Below are 20,851 nucleotides of genomic sequence, written 5' to 3' on the forward strand. Positions count from 1 at the left end.
CAAACAAGTGGGACCACCTCTTAACATTCTCCGCACGCATATCATTCGATAACTTATAACCTTTAATCTGACGGGTATAAGCATCTGTCACCAATGATAAATAATGTACGCCTTCAGCACTCTCAACATAAGTAATATCACTAACAAAGACTTCGTTGGCTTGCACTGCTGAATAATCCTTTAATAAATTTGGATGCTTCTTCATCCAATGCTTGCTATCCGTAGTTTTTGTATAGCGACGCTTGGGGCGAATCAATAAATTATGCTCTTTCAATATTTTAAATAACTGATCCCGTCCACACTTTAAACCACGCTGCAACAATTTGCCTTTAATAAGCCAATACAACTTACGTGTTCCGATACTTGGCATGAGACAACGATATTCCATAACCAACTCAAGTATTTGTTCAGTTGCTTGTGCAGTCATTTGAGCACGTTTTTCTGCTTGATAATAAGCTTGTCGGGTGATTCCCAACCACTGACAATAACGTGAAACGCTTAGTCCTCTTTGGCTTTGCCAATCTTTGAAACGTGCTCGGTATACTTTTTTCCAAGATCAGTCCCACATTCTTTATCAATGTGATAAATCACATCCTGAATAAATTCAGTTTTAAGCTTTTCTGCGGCTAACTGCTTTTCTAATTGGCGGATTCGTTGTTGGGGTGTTAATTGGCGTTTAGAAGAAGGCGGCATATTCGAAGTCCAGTCCTGTTGTCCGTGCTTGCGTAACCATACCAGCACAGTTGATCTTCCTTGAATACCATATTTTGCCTGAGCTTGTTTATAAGTAATTTGCCCTTTTTCTACTTCATGTACAACCATCATTTTAAAGGCAAAGCTATAATCACCTTGTGTACGTTTAACTCTTTGTTCTCGTTCATGTTCCATAAAATAAGCCTCTTAAAGGTGTAAACTTATTTCAGGACGGGACAGTTAACATAAAAAAAAAGCCTATCTTAGCGATAGGCTTTTTTTTAAGCACATATTAATTTATTGAAGCAATAAGCTGTTAATCCGTTTGATATATTCGGCAGGATCATCAGGTAAGCCGCCCTCAGCAATCACCGCTTGATCAAAAATCACATTAGCCAAGTCATCAAACTGTGCCGAATTTTCTAATTTTTTCACCAATGGATGCTCTGGGTTAATTTCCAAAATTGGCTTGCTTTCAGGTACAGCCTGACCCGCTTGCTGCAACATACGAATCAATTGTGGCGAAAGCTCTCCCTCACCTGTCACCAAGCATGCAGGCGAATCGACCAAACGTGTGGTCACCCGTACTTCTTTGGTCTTGGCTTTCAATGAGTCAGACAGTTTTTCAACCACAGGTTTAAACTGCTCTGCAGCTGCCTCAAGTGCCTTCTTCTCTTCGGCATCTTGTAAATCACCTAAGTCGACTGCACCTTTGGCCACGTTTTGCATTGGTGTGCCATCAAACTCATGTACAAATTCCATTGCCCATTCATCGACACGGTCTGCCATGAGTAAGACTTCAATTCCTTTTTTCTTAAACAGCTCAAGTTGTGGCGAGTTCTTCGCAGCATTTAGACTGTCTGCAGTCACATAGTAAATCGCTTTTTGCCCCTCAGGCATACGCGCTTTATAGTCCTGCAAAGAAGTGCTCACCGCATCATTGTTTGAAGTTGGGAAGCGTAAAAGTTTTAAAATACGCTCACGGTTACCAAAGTCTTCGCCCAAACCTTCTTTCAATACTGAACCAAATTCACGGTAGAAGGTTTTGAACTTCTCTTGGTCTTTTTCATCTTCCGATTTGGCTAAAGCATCCAGCATGGTCAATACACGGCGTGCATTCCCTTCACGAATGGTTTTCACATCACGGCTTTCTTGTAACAACTCGCGACTAACGTTCAATGGTAAATCGGCACTGTCGACCACCCCTTGAACAAAGCGTAAATAGTTTGGAATCAAGTTATCCGCATCATCCATAATGAAGACACGTTTTACATAGAGCTTAATCCCCGCTTTGGCTTCACGGGTAAAGATATTCGCTGCAGCTTTGCTCGGTACATACAACAGCTGTGTATATTCGGTACTGCCTTCGACGCGGTTATGCGCCCATGCCAGTGGCGCTGCAAAGTCATGGCTGAGATTCTTATAGAACTCGACGTACTGCTCTTCAGTCACTTCATTTTTATTACGTGTCCACAGGGCGCTGGCTGAGTTAATCGCTTCCCACTCACCCGTTTTCACATACTGACCCGGTTTTGGTTCTTCACCTTCAACCGCTTCTTCTTGCTGCCAAACTTCTTGTTGCATCTCAATCGGCAGACTAATGTGATCTGAGTATTTATTGATAATTTGCTTCACTTTATGCGACTGTAAATAGTCCAACGCATCTTCACGCAAATGTAAAATAATATCGGTACCACGGCTGTCTTTGTGGATCTGCTCGACTTCGAACTCACCCGTGCCCGCACTGACCCAACGTACCGCCTGATCAGCATCCACACCTGCACGGCGTGATTCTACGGTAATTTTATCAGCCACAATAAAACCTGAGTAGAAACCGACACCAAACTGACCAATCAGTTGTGCATCTGATTTCTGGTCACCTGTGAGCTTAGACATAAAGTCCTTGGTTCCAGACTTAGCAATCGTCCCTAAGTGGTCAATCGCTTCTTGTTCAGTTAAACCAATCCCATTGTCTGAAATGATCAGTGTTTGATTGGCTTCATCAAAGCTGACGCGCACATGTAAGTCCGGGTCATTTTCATAATATTCAGGATGATTAATGCCTTCAAAACGCAATTTATCGCAGGCATCGGATGCATTTGAGATCAATTCACGTAGGAAAATGTCAGGATTTGAATACAGTGAGTGCGTCACTAAATGTAATAGCTGAGCCACTTCAGCTTGGAAACTATGTTTATGTGCGTTTTGCTCGCTCATCAATCGCTCCTTAATGTATTAAGTCTTATAGAGAATGATTAATGAATTGGAGTGAGCGATACGTTTTTCAATAGCAATCGCAAGTTTTTTTGCTTTTTTTAAAATGGGCCCTGACGGTAAATACGATCTAAATTCAGCTCTAACTGCTGCTGGCGCATTTTATACACATCCATGAGGCAACGTTGTGAAGTACCACAACGGTCACGGAGACTCAACCACTTCACTTGCTCATCTTGAATCAAGCCACGTGCCCCCATCGGAACAAGACGTTTTAAAATGGTATAAGTGGTGGCCATTTTCACATCGGCATCGTTGATTTGGCGATACTCACAAATCGCATGTTCTGTCGTCGTTTTTGCTTTATCACAATTAAAACTTGCTGCTTGAGCATGCATGCTCCAAGCCAAAGCACAAACTAAACCAATTCCGAGCATAGCTTTCATTTTTATAACTCTCTTATTCTGTTTCTATCCATTCTATAGATGATTTTCTTTTAATACTGAATCATCGTGATTTATTTCAACGTTGACCACTATTCAACTTTAGTCTTTGCATAAAAAAACCCCATCATCGATGAGGTTCTTAAAAAGCTACTTTTGATTATTAAAATTTGTAGCTATAACCGAGGGTATAAATCACTGGATCGATATCTAATTTAAACTTCGTTGTGCCATCTACATTTACTTCTGGGTTCAAATCTGCATAACGGACATCGGCAAACACACCCCAGTTTTTTGCATCAGCAGGTTGGAAGTTAAAACCAATTTGTGCAGCATAACCGAAATCTTCTTTTATGCTTTTCACACCTTCTTCATCCCATGCAATAAATGCTGTTGCACCGACACCAATATAAGGCGTGAAACCTGTTGAGTTTTTAAAGTTATACTTTGCCGTTAAGGTAGGCGGTAAATGTTTAATTTTTACTGCTTCTGCACCATTAATGAGTACATCGTGGCTAATTGGCGTTGCTAGCAGTAACTCGGCAGAAATATTGTCATTAAAGAAATATTCAACCGATGGCGTAAACGCAAGTTCGCTATCAGCTTCAATTTTTGCATTCCCCAATGCAGCAACTGTTGTATCTTGCGTTGGTGCAACTGCAGATCCACCGACTTTGATTTGCCATTGACCTGCCATTGCAGCAGATGCAGAAAGACCCATTAATGTAATTAGAGCAATTTGCTTCAACATTTCAAACAACCTCTGTTTGTAAAATAATTAATATAAAAATTAACATTAACTCATCATAAACAAGAGTGTAATTAATATGCAATTATAATAATAATGTATTTTAAATACTATTTTTAAGTTATTGTTTTAATTTAATTAAATATTAAATAGACTATTTTAGTTGGTTTTAAATTAATAATATACAAGCAAAATAAATATATTTTAATTCCAACCTTTTTAATCCGAATTAACATTATAAACCCGATTGTTTTAATCTGAATAAATAATAAAAAAGGCGATTTTAAAATCGCCTTTTTATAATCATTGGGGGGGTAAATTACAACACCATGGCCGCAATCCAACCGAAAATCATGAGTGGAATATTAAAGTGAATAAAGGTCGGGATCACACTGTCTTTCATGTGATCATGCTGACCATCCATATTCAAACCCGAAGTCGGTCCCAAAGTGGAGTCAGAAGCTGGAGAACCCGCATCACCGAGTGCCGCAGCCGTACCAATAATCGCAATAGTTGCCGCTGGACTGAAACCAAACTGGATACACAAAGGCACATAAATAATTGCTAAAATTGGAATGGTAGAGAACGAAGAACCAATTCCTAAAGTAATCAGTAAGCCAATCAATAGCATCCAAAATGCAGCGAGTCCTTGGCTAGAACCAATCCATTGCACTGATGCTTCTACCAATGCTGGCACTTGATTGGTCGCAGAAATAACAGATGCAAAACCTTGTGCTGCAATCATAATGAAACCAACTAATGCCATCATTCGCATACCGCTAATAATCACATCATCTGCTTCTTTCCATTTAAAAATGCCCGCACAGCTCAAAATCGCAACACCAACCAGACCAGCTAAAATCATGGAATCTGATGCAATTTGTACCCAAAGCGTAGCAACTACCGCAATAAGCGCCATAGATAACGTAAACTTTGAAATTTCGGGCTTAGACTTCTCACCCGTGATATCAAGTTCAGAAGAAATACTTTGCTGCACTGGTTCCACATGTACTTCTTCGTATACACGTTTCTTACGGTAACTAAAGAATACAGCAACCAATAAACCAATAAACATGCCAGAAACAGGAATGGCCATTGCTGAAGGGATATCGGCATAATTGATTTTAAAGCCGTAGGGTTGCCCGAAAGTATTAATATTTTGACCTAAGATGTCATTCAGGAAAATCGCACCAAATCCAAATGGTACCAGCATATAAGTGGCAACCAAGCCAAAGGTTAGAACACAAGCAATTAATCGACGATCTAACTGAAGATGGTTAAACACACTTAATAAAGGAGGAATCAGGACTGGAATAAACGCAATATGCACAGGAATGACGTTTTGTGAACAAATGGCTGCTAACGCGACGGTTATAAAAATCAGATATTTAACCCGATTTTGTGCCTTTTCATTGCTCGAACCTTTCAATGTTTTAATAAGCTTATAAGCCAACAAGTCAGGTAAACCTGAGCGCGCCAAAGCCAAAGCAAATGCACCTAAAACCCCGTAAGCCAACGCAATTTTTGCGCCGCCCCCAAGCCCATTATTAAATGCTTCGAGGGTACCGTGTAGCCCTAAACCAGCCAATAAACCGCCTGTGACAGCACCAATAATTAATGCAAATACTACAGGCACACGAGCTAATGAAAGTCCAAACATGACCCCAATAGCGGCAAGAATTGCGAACATAGTGAAAAGAGTGACTTGGAAGAAAGGCGCATTTTATCAGAAAATAACCAAAAAATTCTGCCCTTACAGGTCGCTAGCGCCTTTCTCTTTCACAGATCATTTCAGCTGGCTTCAACACAACGCCAGTTTTGAACAAACCTTTTGATTTCTTTAGCAATTACCTCTGGCTGGCTCAAGATTGCCCAATGGTTGGCATTCACATTCACCCGTTGAAAATCCTCGACCCACTTCGGCATTTCATCGATTAACGCTGGACTCACAAACTGATCTTGCTCCAACACAATCGCTTGTACGGGACAAATTGCAAAGCGTTCCCGAGGTTTCGTCAGACGTGGGATAAAGTTCGCGCGGTAGAGCGCAACCCCGTGCTTACCATCGGCAGCAATGTGATGATTCAGCGGTAAGTCTGAACGTCCTTCTAAACGCGATAAAACTTTGCCCCAATGCTCAGGACTAAAAAACTGCCATACGCTTGGTGCCAGAAAAGGCAACTGAAAGGCCGCAATGTACCAAGACTTCGTTAATTGCTTAAAAAATTGAGGCTTGTATTGTGTGAACTGTTCACGCATCCAAAATGCGGCATGGTCTAAGCATGGGCCTGAAATAGTGGTAAATGACAGCATACGCTCTCTAAATTTTGGCTCAGTCGCGGACTCCCATGACTGAATCGATCCCCAGTCATGCGCAACCAGATGAAAGCTACGCTGTGGGATCATACTATTCACCACACTTTCCAAATCTAGCGATAGCTGAGGCAAGGCATAGGCACGTGTACGACGCGGCACACTCGACATACCTGCGCCACGTACGTCATAAGTCACAATATAATAATCATGGATGAGGTATTGAATCACGGGCTCCCATACGTCCTGATTATCAGGATAGCCATGCACCAAGACTACGACAGGATTCTCCGATTTCCCCCATGTTTTGACATAAAGTCTTTGCTGATCAGTTGTCTGTACCCAATGACTTTGCTGCTCCATATTCAGCTCCTTATTGTTATTGACTGTTTTTTATACTTTACTGGCAAAACGATCAATGCCAATTGATTTGATCTTCTCTAGTATGGATAGAAGTTCATCAGATACCATTGACCGAAATGAGCATTTTAAAAAAACTTGTGACACAGCCAATTGTCGCGAAATACTTTCTCAATCATTTTGCTCCCTTTAAAGGTGCAGGGATTCAAATTGAAAAATTTGACCTTAAACACTACCACATTCGCGTCAAAATGCCCCTGACTCGACAAAACCGAAACATTGTCGGCGTACATTTTGGCGGGAGCTTATATGCAATGGTCGATCCTTTTTATATGACCCTGCTGATGCATCACTTAGGCAATAAGTATATTGTCTGGGACAAAGCAGCCTCTATCCAATTTCTCAGCCAAGGGCGCAGTACAGTCTATGCAGACTTTCACCTCGATGCCCAAGAAATCGCGACCGTGAAACAACTGGCCGACAACTATGCCCCCGTACATCGTATTTATACCTTAAATATTTATGATGAAGCTGGCATTCGAATTGCCGAAGTGGAAAAGACTTTATATATCCGTCGTAAAAAACCTAAACCGGCACAGCTATAAAAAAAGCACTTTCATGAAGTGCTTTTTGAAAATCTGAACTTAAAACATTATTTACGTTCTTCAATTGCAGCGCCTGCACCACCGCCGATGGCACCACCAATGGCTGCGCCGGTATTACCACCAAACACGCTTTTACCCACTGCTGAACCAATCGCACCGCCAACACCACTGTAGGTTGCACTACGGTTTGAGCCACCTTGAGCTTTACTGCCCACAGCTGCACCAGCACCGCCACCAATGGCTGCACCTACACCGCCACCGAGGCTATTCCCCGCAGCACCACCTACTGCACCGCCTAAAGCCGCTGTCCCAATACGTTGCTCGGAAGCACTCATATTCTCACAACCTGCCAACAGCATCGTCGAAAAAGATACCACTGCAATCATGCTCATATACTTTTTCATGAGATTTGTCCTTATGGGCTATTTCTTACAGCATAAAAGATCAGTATGAACTTAAAACCCGTGAAATGTTACGGTTACAGGTGCTATTGCTGAAAATTTGTAAATAAGAAGCCCTCCTGAGAGGGCTTCTTACCGTATTCAACTCAAGCTTATTCAGGCTCTTTCACCACAACCACATCTTTGGTGGTGGTGCCATTTTCTTGGAGCACCGCACGCGTCACACTTTCTTGACTATTCGGATCTTTCACTTGATCCAGTTTCAGCTCCTTACGTATAGGTTCCTGCCCTTTCTTAAACTCAACCCCTTGTGCATCAATTTGCTTACCTTCTGCAAGGACTACACCACCTTGACTCAAGGTCGATTTCACTTCGACTTTGGATGTCGGAACAATCACACTGCCCTTTTGCACCATCGGTGCCGACATTTTTTTATCTGAAAATTGGCTGGCATTTTCTTCGAGAACCACTTCACGCGCCACAATATCTTTACCACCATTTTTCACTTCAAAAATAGTCGCTTCGGTTGTCCGCACAGGGTCTTGACCAGCAACACTGCGAATAATCTGTGTTTTGACAATCGGTACAACCGCCTTATCCTCCACGGTGATGGTATTCGGCATCGGCGCTGCCATCGTTTGGCTCACAAATGCGAAGATGCTTAAGCCCAATAGTTTTGATGTCAATTTCATGTAGAACCACCTCTATTTTTTAATCGTTAATGAAGTAAGGAGATTTGTGTACTTATATTTTTAATATAGGAAAAATGTGAAATTTATAAAAGCTTAAATCCACTTCTGTAACAAAAGGACAAAAAAAGCCACCCGAAGGTGGCTGAATCAACGAAATGGGTTTTGTGAAATTTTGACTTTGACAGCATCTTTACCTTTTCTAATTATTTGGCCGCGAGAACATAAATATTCAAACACCATTTTTTCTCCCGAAGCTTTAGGTGCAAGGTAGATCTTTTCTAAATATTCCATTATTGATGGCTCATAATCTATATAAATACGATTAATTTTTTCATCATATTGAATTAATTCATTATCCATTTGAGTTACATAAATCATGCGGCACTCTTGTTCTTCTTTAAATGCCATATGTTTTATCAAATAGCGTAAAGGCAGAAGTATCTCAGCCAATAGTTCACTTTCTTTAGGCGGTAATTTTTCTATGTTAATCTCATGAATAAGTTTTGTAAGCTGCTCTAAACCACCTTTTACGTTACTTTCAGTTTCTTGAATTTTAGTAAGATACTTATCCCACTTTTGTTGTGCTACATCATTCTCTGTATACCACGGAGAATTATTTTTTAATTTAAACTCACGTCTGAAACTCCATTCCTCACGCTGTGCCACTTTAGTTAAACCAGAAGTTGGATCAAAATAAATACAGCGATATAGCGGCATTGCTGACAATCCAGATTTTGACTTTTCTTGTTTTATACTTAGATTATCTTCCTCTTCACCAGTTTCTGCGACTAACCCAGATTTTTCATATATGCGTGCAACATTATGTTCTGTGGCAAAGAAATCTTTTGACAACACTAAACTTAAACCCGAAGCGTCCTCCTTCTTCTCTTTCGCATAAAGTCTAAATTGATTTAATGAGTCATGGTGTAATGTAAAACAAGAAATAAACGCCGTATCTTGAGTGGCTTTGTTGCACAAACCTATCTGTAAAGGCTTTTTCAGCGATATAATTTTCAAATGAAGAAGCCTACACACAAAATCTACCGCACAACCAATTGGCCCGCATATAACCGAGCACTCATGAGTCGCGGAAATATTGCCATTTGGTTTGATCCTGCTACGCAATGGTATGCGCCATCAAAAGGCAAACAAGGGCGAAATCAAACCTACTCCGACGCAGCCATCCAATGCTGCTTAATGATTAAATCCTTATTCCGTCTGTCTTTACGTATGGTCACTGGCTTTGTGCAAAGTCTGATTAAACTTTGCGGATTAAATTGGATAGCTCCAGATTACACCACGCTTTGTAGAAGACAAAAGCATATTGATATTGTAATCAGCTACCAAAAAAGTAGCGATGGGCTGCATCTACTCATGGACTCTACAGGCATGAAGTTTCTAGGTGAGGGCGAATGGAAACGCAAGAAACATGGACCTGAATATCGTCGCCAATGGCGTAAACTTCATATTGGTATAGATGCTAAAACCCTACAAATACGAGCAGTTCAGCTTACAACCAATAATGTCAGTGATTCACAGGTGCTTGGTGATTTACTTAATCAGATTCCACAAGATGAGCGGATTGACTCTGTTTATACCGATGGAGCTTATGACACCAAGCAATGCCGTCAGGTCATTGCAGATCGGCAAGGGCATGCGGTGATTCCACCTAGAAAAAATGCGAAACAATGGAAAGATACAAAGAGTAGCTCGCTAGAGCGAAATGAATTACTTAGAACAATTAAACGTTTAGGCAGGACACTATGGAAAAAATGGTCAGGCTATCATCGGCGAAGTTTGGTTGAAACTAAGATGCATTGCATCAAATTATTAGGCGATAAACTCAGTGCAAGGAGTTTTGATAGCCAAGTGAATGAAATCCATGCACGTGTAGCAGTCCTTAACAGATTTACGGAATTAGGTCGACCACTTACCCAAGTTACGCCTTAAATTTGGCTCAATTAGGGGCGCTTTGCATTTCAAATCTTTGTGCAACAAAGCCGTAGAGAACCTAAATTAAATTGAGCTCTTGCATATTGCTCGGCCGTATCCTCTCTTTTTACATTTTGGTATGCCTGTTCTGCTTCTTCAAGTCAATTTTGCTTTCTTAATAAAAAACCTAGATTACACTGGGCTCTTGCATATAGCTCAATACTATATTCTTTTTGGACATTATTATATGCTTCTTCTGCTTCTTTAAGTCTATCTTGCTGTTTTAGTGAAACACCTAAATTGAATTGAGCATTTGCATATAGCCCAACATTATCTTCCTTTTGAACATTATTATATGCTTTTTCTGCCTCTTCATATCGCTTTAAATCATCCATTAAATTCGCTAAATGAAATTGAGCTCTTGCATAAATTTTATTTAATCCATCAAAGTTTTTCTCAATTTTAGAAAAGAGTTCAATTGCATGATTAATATTATCATTCTTATATGCTTCAGATGCTTGTTTAAAAATCGCCTGTGCTTCTTCTAATTTCATACAACTCTCCCTTATAACTAAATATTATATTTTTCTGTCTTGTCCTGAAATAGATTGACAGTATTCCACTTCAAACCGAGTTAAGCAATTAGCTCGGTTTTAGTTTGCTCATACATCTGATTCGGGGTGTTCATATTTAAACTTAAATGTGGTCTATAGCAATTATAAATCATGATAGATTCCGTAATTAAGTGATCTAACTCCTTCATGGTTTGACATCGTGTAGTTAAAAACTCCTGCTTTAATATTCCATTAATCCGCTCTGCTAATGCATTTTGATATGAGAAACACTGTTTCGCAAGGTATCCATCTGTCATGGAAGGACATATCCCATAATGGCGCAATGCCGATTGATATAGCTCAGAGCAATACTGAGAGCCTCTGTCTGAATGATGAATCATCCTAGTCGCTCTCGATCCGTCACATGCTGCATCGCCATATGTAGAGCCTGCATAACATTCTCCGCACGCATATCATTCGATAACTTATAACCTTTAATCTGACGGGTATAAGCATCTGTCACCAATGATAAATAATGTACGCCTTCAGCACTCTCAACATAAGTAATATCACTAACAAAGACTTCGTTGGCTTGCACTGCTGAATAATCCTTTAATAAATTTGGATGCTTCTTCATCCAATGCTTGCTATCCGTAGTTTTTGTATAGCGACGCTTGGGGCGAATCAATAAATTATGCTCTTTCAATATTTTAAATAACTGATCCCGTCCACACTTTAAACCACGCTGCAACAATTTGCCTTTAATAAGCCAATACAACTTACGTGTTCCGATACTTGGCATGAGACAACGATATTCCATAACCAACTCAAGTATTTGTTCAGTTGCTTGTGCAGTCATTTGAGCACGTTTTTCTGCTTGATAATAAGCTTGTCGGGTGATTCCCAACCACTGACAATAACGTGAAACGCTTAGTCCTCTTTGGCTTTGCCAATCTTTGAAACGTGCTCGGTATACTTTTTTCCAAGATCAGTCCCACATTCTTTATCAATGTGATAAATCACATCCTGAATAAATTCAGTTTTAAGCTTTTCTGCGGCTAACTGCTTTTCTAATTGGCGGATTCGTTGTTGGGGTGTTAATTGGCGTTTAGAAGAAGGCGGCATATTCGAAGTCCAGTCCTGTTGTCCGTGCTTGCGTAACCATACCAGCACAGTTGATCTTCCTTGAATACCATATTTTGCCTGAGCTTGTTTATAAGTAATTTGCCCTTTTTCTACTTCATGTACAACCATCATTTTAAAGGCAAAGCTATAATCACCTTGTGTACGTTTAACTCTTTGTTCTCGTTCATGTTCCATAAAATAAGCCTCTTAAAGGTGTAAACTTATTTCAGGACGGGACATTCAAGTATATAAAAAAAGCCACCCGAAGGTGGCTTTTAATTCATTTAAAGGGCTAATTACAGACCGTTAAACTCATCGCTAAATGCTTGGCTTAATGCTTGATCAACATCAGAGAAGTCATTTACAAGCTCATGCTCTGCAGCTTCAGCTTCTTGACGACGACGTTCTAAGTGATACGCAAGACCGGTACCTGCAGGAATCAAACGACCTACCACTACGTTCTCTTTCAAGCCACGTAAATCATCTTCTTTACCTGTTACAGCCGCTTCAGTTAACACACGTGTGGTTTCCTGGAACGATGCAGCAGAGATGAACGAGTCAGTAGAAAGCGATGCTTTGGTAATACCCATCAATTGACGTTCAAACTTCGCAGGGAACTTGTTTTGCGCAAGAACAGCTTGGTTCTCTTGCATCACGCGGATGTAATCCACTTGCTCGCCTTTGATGAAGCTTGTATCACCGCCATCAGTGATATCAACTTTACGCAACATTTGACGTACGATGACTTCAATGTGCTTGTCATTGATTTTTACACCTTGCAGACGGTATACATCTTGAACTTCGTTCACGATGTAGTTGGTCAGCGCAACTTCGCCTTTCAAGCGTAAGATGTCATGTGGGTTCTGTGGACCATCAGAAACAGTCTCACCACGGTTCACATGTTCGCCTTCGAACACGTTCATGGTACGCCATTTTGGAATCAGTTCTTCGTAAATCTCAGAACCATCATCTGGAGTAATCACTAAACGGTTCTTACCTTTAGTCTCTTTACCAAAGCTTACAACACCTGAAATTTCAGCAAGAATCGCATGCTCTTTCGGTTTACGTGCTTCGAACAAGTCAGCTACACGCGGTAGACCACCGGTAATGTCACGCGTACGTGAAGTTTCTTGAGGTACACGACCAATAACGTCACCCACACCAATTGTTTCGCCATCACGGACAGAAAGAATCGTGTTTTGTGGTAGGAAGTAGAACTGCTCACCACCATCCGTCGTATCAAGAACAACCGCAGGACGTAAATCTTTACCAGACGCAGGACGTGCAGTCACAGGTAAGATTTCAATCGTCGTCATACCCGTTGCATCATCAGTCTTCGAGGTAACAGTAACGCCATCAGCAATTTGGCTGAAACGTACTTTACCTGCAACTTCTGTTACAAGTGGGTGGGTGTGCGGATCCCAAGTCGCCACGATACCGCCAGCTTCCACAGATTCGCCATCTTTCAAGATGATCGACGCACCGTATGGAATTTTGTAGCGTTCGCGTTCACGGCCTAAGTCATCTGCAATACCAATTTCACCTGAACGAGATGTTGATACCAAGTGACCTTTAGCATGTTGTACTGTTTTCACATTGTGGAAACGTACAGTACCTTTGTTACGGACTTGAATGCTATTTGCAGCAGACGTTCGGCTCGCAGCACCACCAACGTGGAACGTACGCATGGTTAACTGTGTACCCGGTTCGCCAATCGATTGTGCAGCCATAACACCCACAGACTCACCAGGGTTCACCTGATGACCACGCGCAAGGTCACGACCATAACATTTCGCACATACGCCGAATGTAGATTCACACGCAACCACTGAACGTACTTTAACTTCATCGACACCTTGCTCTTCTAGGAAGTTTGCAAGTTTCTCATCAATCAAAGTGTTACGTGGCAGGATAATGTCATCAGAACCTGCTTTCTTCACATCTTCAGCAACAACACGGCCCAGTACTCGAGTACCTAAGTTCTCGATTACGTCACCGCCTTGAATGAACGGAGTCATTACAAGACCGCCCAAAGTACCACAGTCAGGCTCAGTAATAACCAAGTCTTGCGCTACGTCTACAAGACGACGTGTCAAGTAACCAGAGTTTGCTGTTTTCAGTGCTGTATCGGCCAAACCTTTACGCGCACCGTGTGTTGAAATGAAGTACTGAAGTACGGTCAAACCTTCACGGAAGTTCGCTTTAATTGGAGTTTCAATGATCGAACCATCTGGTTTCGCCATCAAACCACGCATACCCGCTAACTGACGAATCTGAGCTGCCGAACCACGGGCACCTGAGTCAGACATCATATAGATCGAGTTGAATGATTTTTGCTTCTCATCTTCACCCTGTTTGTTTTTAACAGTGGTAAAAGACAAGTTGTCCATCATCGCTTTCGCGACTTGGTCGTTGGTACGTGCCCAAATATCGACCACTTTGTTGTAACGTTCACCCGCAGTTACGAAACCTTGTTCGAACTGTTGCTCAATTTCACGAACTTCAACTTCCGCTTTTTCAATAATTGAGTACTTCGCAGGTGGAATCACCATGTCTTCCATACCTACCGATACGCCTGAACGTGTCGCTTGACGGAAACCTAAGTACATCAATTGGTCTGCAAAGATCACTGTATCTTTAAGACCTAATTTACGGTAGCAAGAGTTAATCAATTTAGAGATGTTTTTCTTGGTCATCTCAACGTTGATTTGTTGGAAATCCATACCCTCTGGCACAACTTCCCAAAGTAAGCAGCGACCTGGTGTGGTATCCACAACAATAGTTTGCTGCTCACGGTTACCATTTTCATCAATCACAGTCTGGTGTACACGTGCTTTTACGCGAGCGTGTAAATTTACCTGACCTGTTGCAAGTGCACGGTTAACTTCGTGAGTATCTGCAAACACCATGCCTTCACCTTTGGCATTGATCGCATCACGAGTGATGTAATACAAGCCTAAGACAACGTCCTGAGACGGTACGATGATTGGCTCACCGTTCGCTGGAGACAAGATGTTGTTGGTCGACATCATTAACGCACGCGCTTCTAACTGCGCTTCAAGTGTTAATGGTACGTGTACCGCCATTTGGTCACCATCGAAGTCGGCGTTAAACGCAGCACAAACGAGTGGGTGAAGACGGATTGCTTTACCTTCAATCAGGATCGGTTCAAATGCTTGCAGACCCAAACGGTGAAGTGTAGGCGCACGGTTCAACATCACTGGGTGTTGACGAATCACGTGAGCAAGAACGTCCCAAACTTCTGGCGTTTCGCGCTCAACCATTTTCTTCGCAGCTTTAATGGTTGTTGCTTGGCCAGATGCTTGTAGTTTCGCGAAAATGAATGGCTTGAATAATTCAAGTGCCATTTTCTTCGGAAGACCACATTGGTGCAAACGTAAAGTAGGACCTACAGTAATTACCGAACGACCTGAATAGTCAACACGCTTACCAAGTAAGTTTTGACGGAAACGACCTTGTTTACCTTTGATCATGTCAGCCAAAGATTTAAGAGGACGCTTGTTCGAACCCGTGATTGCACGACCACGACGACCGTTGTCTAACAATGCATCTACAGACTCTTGTAACATACGTTTTTCATTACGTACGATAATGTCTGGCGCTGCAAGGTCAAGAAGACGCTTCAAACGGTTGTTACGGTTGATCACACGACGGTAAAGGTCGTTCAAATCAGAAGTCGCGAAACGACCACCTTCAAGTGGTACTAACGGACGAAGATCTGGTGGAAGTACTGGAAGTACATTCATCACCATCCATTCTGGCTTGTTGTTTGACTCTTTAAACGCTTCCATCAACTTCAAACGCTTAGACGCTTTTTTAAGCTTAGTCTCAGACGTTGTGTTTGGAATTTCTTCACGTAAACGTGAAATTTCGTTTTCAAGATCGATGTCTTTTAACAAGTCTTGAACAGCTTCTGCACCCATTTTCGCAGTGAATTCATCACCGTGTTCTTCTAAAGCGTTGAAGTATTCTTCATCGTTTAAAAGTTGGTATTTCTCAAATGGAGTCATACCTGGGTCAGTTACTACGTAAGATTCGAAATACAATACACGTTCGATATCACGTAAAGTCATGTCTAATAATAGACCGATACGGCTCGGAAGTGATTTTAAGAACCAAATATGTGCAACTGGAGAAGCCAGCTCGATGTGACCCATACGCTCACGACGAACTTTCGCAGTTGTTACTTCAACGCCACATTTTTCACAAATGACGCCTTTGTATTTCATACGCTTGTATTTACCACACAAGCATTCGTAATCTTTGACTGGGCCAAAAATTTTGGCACAGAATAAACCATCACGTTCTGGTTTGAACGTACGATAGTTAATGGTTTCAGGCTTTTTAACTTCACCATGAGACCATGACTTAATCATTTCTGGTGACGCAAGACCAATACGGATGCGATCAAACTCAACTGGAGCATGACCATCTGAATCCGTCTTTTTGCGCATGATATCGAGCAAGTCTTTCAATTTTTTTCTCCGTGTGTTGTGGAGACTTTCACTACACAACTGGGTCACAAATATTGTTTTTACTGAACAATCCTCCCTCAATCCCTCCTTTTTCTAAGGAGGGAAGCTCCTACTCTTTTAAAGTGGGAACTCCCCCTTTCTCAAAGGGGGTTGGGAGGATTAAATGGAACTAATTAGTCACCATTTTTCAGTTCAATGTTGATACCTAAAGAACGGATCTCTTTGGTCAATACGTTGAACGATTCAGGCATACCTGGGTCCATATAATGGTTACCATCTACAATGTTCTTATAGATACGGGTACGACCTTCAACGTCATCCGACTTAACAGTAAGCATTTCTTGAAGCGTGTAAGCTGCGCCATATGCTTCAAGCGCCCAGACTTCCATCTCACCGAAACGCTGACCACCGAATTGTGCTTTACCACCAAGCGGCTGTTGAGTTACTAATGAGTAAGAACCAGTAGAACGCGCGTGCATCTTGTCATCTACCAAGTGGTTCAGTTTCAACATGTACATGTAACCTACAGTTACAGGACGGTCAAACTGTTCACCTGTACGACCATCATACAATACTGTTTGACCAGTACGTGAAATGTTCGCAAGCTCTAACAAGTCTTTAATTTGTGATTCTTCAGCACCATCGAATACCGGCGTTGCAAGTGGAACACCCGCACGTAAGTTACCCGAAAGTACCAAAATTTCATCATCAGTTAAGCTATCAAGATCTTCTTGCTCGCCACCAACTTTGTTATAAATCTTGTCTAAGAATCCACGAAGCTCAAGTACAGTACGTTGCGCTTTTAACATCTTGTCGATTTCTTCGCCAAGACCTTTCGCTGCCATACCTAAGTGAGTCTCTAGAATCTGACCCACGTTCATACGTGACGGTACACCCAGTGGGTTCAATACGATGTCGACTGGAACACCATTGGCATCGTGCGGCATGTCTTCAACAGGTAAGATGTTAGAAACAACACCCTTGTTACCGTGACGACCCGCCATTTTATCACCCGGTTGGATGCGACGTTTAACAGCCAAGTAAACCTTAACAACTTTCAATACACCTGTTGTTAATTCATCACCTGTAGAAAGTTTGCGTTTTTTCTCTGCAAATTTCTCATCAATTTCGAAGCTCTTCTCTTTCAAGAACACTTGAATTTGAGTTAAACGCTCTGCAATAGCTTCATCAGTCGGTTGGATTTCAAGTAAATCAACCAACTCTAAACCAGACAATACGTCTGCAGAAAGCTTATCGCCACGCTTGGTTGTACCACCACCGTTAGACTCTTGACCTGTCAACAAACGAACAATACGTTCACGTGCTGCTTCTTCGAAGATTTTGTATTCTTCTTTCAAGTCTTTACGATATGAATCAAGCTGAGCTTTTTCAATTGCTTGCGCACGTTCGTCTTTTTCAAGACCATCGCGTGTAAACACTTGAACGTCAATCACTGTACCTTTGGTACCTGATGGAACACGTAAAGATGAGTCTTTTACGTCAGCTGCTTTTTCACCGAAAATTGCACGAAGCAATTTTTCTTCTGGTGTTAACTGCGTTTCACCTTTAGGCGTTACTTTACCTACAAGGATATCGCCAGCAGTCACTTCAGCACCGATATATACGATACCTGATTCATCAAGCTTAGACAGTGCAGCTTCACCTACGTTAGGAATATCCGCAGTAATTTCTTCTGCGCCTAACTTCGTATCACGAGCAACACACGACAATTCTTGAATGTGAATCGAGGTTAAACGGTCTTCTTGAAGTACGCGCTCTGAAAGTAAGATCGAGTCTTCATAGTTGTAACCATTCCACGTCATGAACGCAACGCGCATGTTTTGACCTAACGCTAGCTCACCGCCATCTGTTGATGGACCGTCAGCCAATACATCGCCACGACCGACTTTATCACCAAGTTTCACAAGAACTTTTTGGTTAATACAAGTGTTTTGGTTCGAACGTGTATATTTGATCAGGTTATAGATATCTACACCTGCCTCGCCTGCAACCATTTCGTCTTCGTTGACACGAATCACGACACGTGAAGCATCGACGAATTCGATACGACCACCACGACCCGCAATCACACACACACCAGAGTCATGCGCTACATTTGCTTCCATGCCTGTACCTACAAGCGGTTTGTCAGCAATCAATGTAGGCACAGCTTGACGCTGCATGTTTGAACCCATCAATGCACGGTTGGCGTCATCGTGTTCAAGGAATGGAATGAGTGATGCAGCAACAGAAACAACCTGCTGTGCAGAAACGTCCATATGCGTCACTTTTTCAGGCGGCATACGTACGAAATCACCTTGGTGACGTACAGAAACAAATTCTTCTGTTAAGTTACCGTCTTTATCTACGCCAGAATCGGCCTGTGCAATCACAGTACCTACTTCTTCAATTGCAGATAAATACTCAACTTCATCCGTTACACGACCATCAACCACTTTACGGTATGGTGTTTCTAAGAAACCGAAATTGTTACATTTCGCATAAACAGAAAGCGAGTTGATCAAACCAATGTTTGGACCTTCCGGCGTTTCAATTGGACATACACGACCGTAGTGAGTTTGGTGTACGTCACGTACCTCAAAGCCCGCACGTTCACGTGTCAAACCACCGGGACCAAGCGCCGATACACGACGTTTGTGCGTAATCTCAGACAATGGGTTGTTTTGGTCCATGAACTGAGATAACTGGCTTGAACCAAAGAATTCTTTGATTGCAGCAGCCACTGGTTTCGCATTGATCAAATCTTGCGGAGACAAGTTATCTGTTTCAGCTTGGCTTAAACGTTCTTTAACAGCACGTTCTACACGAACTAAACCAACACGGAATTGGTTTTCAGTCATTTCACCTACTGAACGCACACGACGGTTACCCAAGTGGTCGATATCGTCGACTTCACCTTTACCGTTACGGATTTCAACCAATGTTTTTAATACATCAGTGATATCTTCGTTCGACAAAATGCCTTCAACTTCACGAGACTTCTGATCCGTACCCACTTCGTAAGGACGACCCAAACGACGGTTGAACTTCATACGACCGACTGGAGAGAGGTCATAACGTTCTGAAGAGAAGAACAAGTTATTGAATAAGTTTTCAGCCGCTTCTTTTGTTGGTGGCTCGCCTGGACGCATTACTTTGTAGATTTCTACCAATGCTTCTTCACGACCTGTCGTGGTGTCTGCACGTAAAGTATCTGCAACGAATGAACCACGGTCGATATCGTTGGTGAATAGAATGTTAAATTGTTTAACACCACCTTCAGCCAATTTCACCATAATTTCATGGCTTAACAAGGTGTTTGCTGCAATCACATCACCATCTTTAAGTGGAATGTCTTCTGCAGTAATACGCTCGTATAAGTACTCATCAGGCACAGAAAGCTTTTCTAGGCCAGCAGCTTCCATTTGACGCACATGACGCGCGTTGATACGCTTGCCTTGCTCAACAATGGTTTTGCCATCATTGTCTACGATGTCAAATTGTGCCATTTCGCCACGCAAGCGTTCTGGAACAAGGTCAATCTGGTAGCTACCCATGTCTAGGTATACAGGCACTTTTTCATAGAACAAATCTAAGATTTGCGCATTGTTATAACCCAAAGCACGAAGAACTACAGTCGCAAGTAATTTACGACGACGGTCAATACGCACAAATACAAGGTCTTTTGCGTCAAATTCAAAGTCTAACCATGAACCACGGTAAGGAATAATACGCGCAGAATAAAGCACTTTACCACTAGAGTGGGTTTTGCCTTTATCGTGGTCAAAGAATACGCCCGGTGAACGGTGTAATTGAGATACGATTACACGCTCAGTACCATTAATAACGAATGTACCGTTATCGGTCATGAGTGGCATTTCACCCATGTACACTTCTTGCTCGCGCACATCTTTAATTGATTTAGTTTCGCGATCTTTTAAGATCAAACGAATTTTTACGCGCATTGGTGCTGCATAAGTTGAGCCACGAAGAATACATTCGCGTACATCAAACTCAGGCTTACCAAGACTATACTCAACAAATTCTAAAGCAGCATTGCCAGAATAACTTTCTATAGGAAAAACTGAACGAAACGCGGCTTGCAGACCGATATCTTCGCGGTTTTTTGGTGATTTGCCATCTTGTAAAAATGTTCTGTACGAGTCGACTTGAATCGCGAGCAAGTACGGAGCATCCATAACACTAGGCAATTTACCAAAATTCTTACGGATCCGTTTCTTTTCGGTATATGAGTATGCCATCTGGAGTCCTCGG

At 41.9% G+C, this 20,851-nt stretch carries 13 protein-coding genes and 2 pseudogenes; 2 read left to right on the forward strand and 13 right to left on the reverse strand.

Annotated elements, in window-relative coordinates; genetic code table 11:
• Positions 1 to 22 precede the first annotated feature (22 nt).
• The 6 genes and pseudogenes from AC4MDD_RS16250 to AC4MDD_RS16275 form a co-directional block, all read right to left on the reverse strand.
• A pseudogene (locus AC4MDD_RS16250) lies at positions 23 to 888 on the reverse strand (IS3 family transposase); the annotation flags it as partial.
• Between the two features lie 102 nt (positions 889 to 990).
• Positions 991 to 2,910 (reverse strand): molecular chaperone HtpG, encoded by a 1,920-nt coding sequence (gene htpG, locus AC4MDD_RS16255; RefSeq protein ID WP_491882026.1) that lies wholly within the window; start codon positions 2,908 to 2,910, stop codon positions 991 to 993.
• Between the two features lie 98 nt (positions 2,911 to 3,008).
• Positions 3,009 to 3,353, reverse strand: coding sequence for a lysozyme inhibitor LprI family protein (locus AC4MDD_RS16260; protein WP_491882027.1), 345 nt, complete (start codon positions 3,351 to 3,353; stop codon positions 3,009 to 3,011).
• Between the two features lie 160 nt (positions 3,354 to 3,513).
• On the reverse strand, positions 3,514 to 4,101 hold the full coding sequence (locus AC4MDD_RS16265; protein ID WP_491882028.1) for an OmpW/AlkL family protein: 588 nt from the start codon (positions 4,099 to 4,101) through the stop codon (positions 3,514 to 3,516).
• Between the two features lie 316 nt (positions 4,102 to 4,417).
• Positions 4,418 to 5,788: a Na+/H+ antiporter family protein gene (locus AC4MDD_RS16270; protein ID WP_005400971.1), complete on the reverse strand. Its 1,371-nt coding sequence runs from the start codon at positions 5,786 to 5,788 to the stop codon at positions 4,418 to 4,420.
• Between the two features lie 101 nt (positions 5,789 to 5,889).
• On the reverse strand, positions 5,890 to 6,774 hold the full coding sequence (locus AC4MDD_RS16275; RefSeq protein WP_490450528.1) for an alpha/beta fold hydrolase: 885 nt from the start codon (positions 6,772 to 6,774) through the stop codon (positions 5,890 to 5,892).
• A gap of 116 nt (positions 6,775 to 6,890) precedes the next feature.
• Between AC4MDD_RS16275 and AC4MDD_RS16280 the strand changes: the two genes are divergently transcribed.
• On the forward strand, positions 6,891 to 7,376 hold the full coding sequence (locus AC4MDD_RS16280) for a DUF4442 domain-containing protein (protein WP_078425776.1): 486 nt from the start codon (positions 6,891 to 6,893) through the stop codon (positions 7,374 to 7,376).
• Between the two features lie 47 nt (positions 7,377 to 7,423).
• Here the strand turns inward: AC4MDD_RS16280 and AC4MDD_RS16285 are convergent, their stop codons facing one another.
• The 3 genes from AC4MDD_RS16285 to AC4MDD_RS16295 form a co-directional block, all read right to left on the reverse strand.
• Entirely contained in the window at positions 7,424 to 7,780 is a 357-nt protein-coding gene (locus tag AC4MDD_RS16285; protein WP_491882029.1) for a YMGG-like glycine zipper-containing protein, read from the reverse strand.
• 149 nt (positions 7,781 to 7,929) lie between these two features.
• Positions 7,930 to 8,469 (reverse strand): hypothetical protein, encoded by a 540-nt coding sequence (locus AC4MDD_RS16290; RefSeq protein WP_126038576.1) that lies wholly within the window; start codon positions 8,467 to 8,469, stop codon positions 7,930 to 7,932.
• A 147-nt stretch (positions 8,470 to 8,616) separates the two neighbouring features.
• On the reverse strand, positions 8,617 to 9,486 hold the full coding sequence (locus tag AC4MDD_RS16295) for a hypothetical protein (RefSeq protein ID WP_491882030.1): 870 nt from the start codon (positions 9,484 to 9,486) through the stop codon (positions 8,617 to 8,619).
• On the opposite strand from AC4MDD_RS16295, the gene AC4MDD_RS16300 reads away from it, so the two are divergent.
• Positions 9,487 to 10,419, forward strand: a complete 933-nt coding sequence (locus tag AC4MDD_RS16300) for an IS5 family transposase (RefSeq protein WP_114392660.1) — start codon at positions 9,487 to 9,489, stop codon at positions 10,417 to 10,419.
• A gap of 143 nt (positions 10,420 to 10,562) precedes the next feature.
• Here the strand turns inward: AC4MDD_RS16300 and AC4MDD_RS16305 are convergent, their stop codons facing one another.
• From AC4MDD_RS16305 to rpoB, 4 genes and pseudogenes are all read right to left on the reverse strand, one after another.
• The gene (locus tag AC4MDD_RS16305; protein ID WP_490751757.1) at positions 10,563 to 10,955 is read right to left on the reverse strand and encodes a tetratricopeptide repeat protein; all 393 of its coding nucleotides are present in this window, start codon (positions 10,953 to 10,955) and stop codon (positions 10,563 to 10,565) included.
• Positions 10,956 to 11,035: 80 nt separating this feature from the next.
• Positions 11,036 to 12,275, reverse strand: a pseudogene (locus tag AC4MDD_RS16310) (IS3 family transposase).
• 101 nt (positions 12,276 to 12,376) lie between these two features.
• On the reverse strand, positions 12,377 to 16,576 hold the full coding sequence (gene rpoC / locus AC4MDD_RS16315) for a DNA-directed RNA polymerase subunit beta' (RefSeq protein ID WP_491882031.1): 4,200 nt from the start codon (positions 16,574 to 16,576) through the stop codon (positions 12,377 to 12,379).
• Positions 16,577 to 16,749: 173 nt separating this feature from the next.
• Positions 16,750 to 20,838 (reverse strand): DNA-directed RNA polymerase subunit beta, encoded by a 4,089-nt coding sequence (gene rpoB / locus AC4MDD_RS16320; RefSeq protein ID WP_062035236.1) that lies wholly within the window; start codon positions 20,836 to 20,838, stop codon positions 16,750 to 16,752.
• Positions 20,839 to 20,851 lie beyond the last annotated feature (13 nt).

It is taken from the genome of Acinetobacter sp. CAU_H_29a_1 (assembly GCF_058599505.1).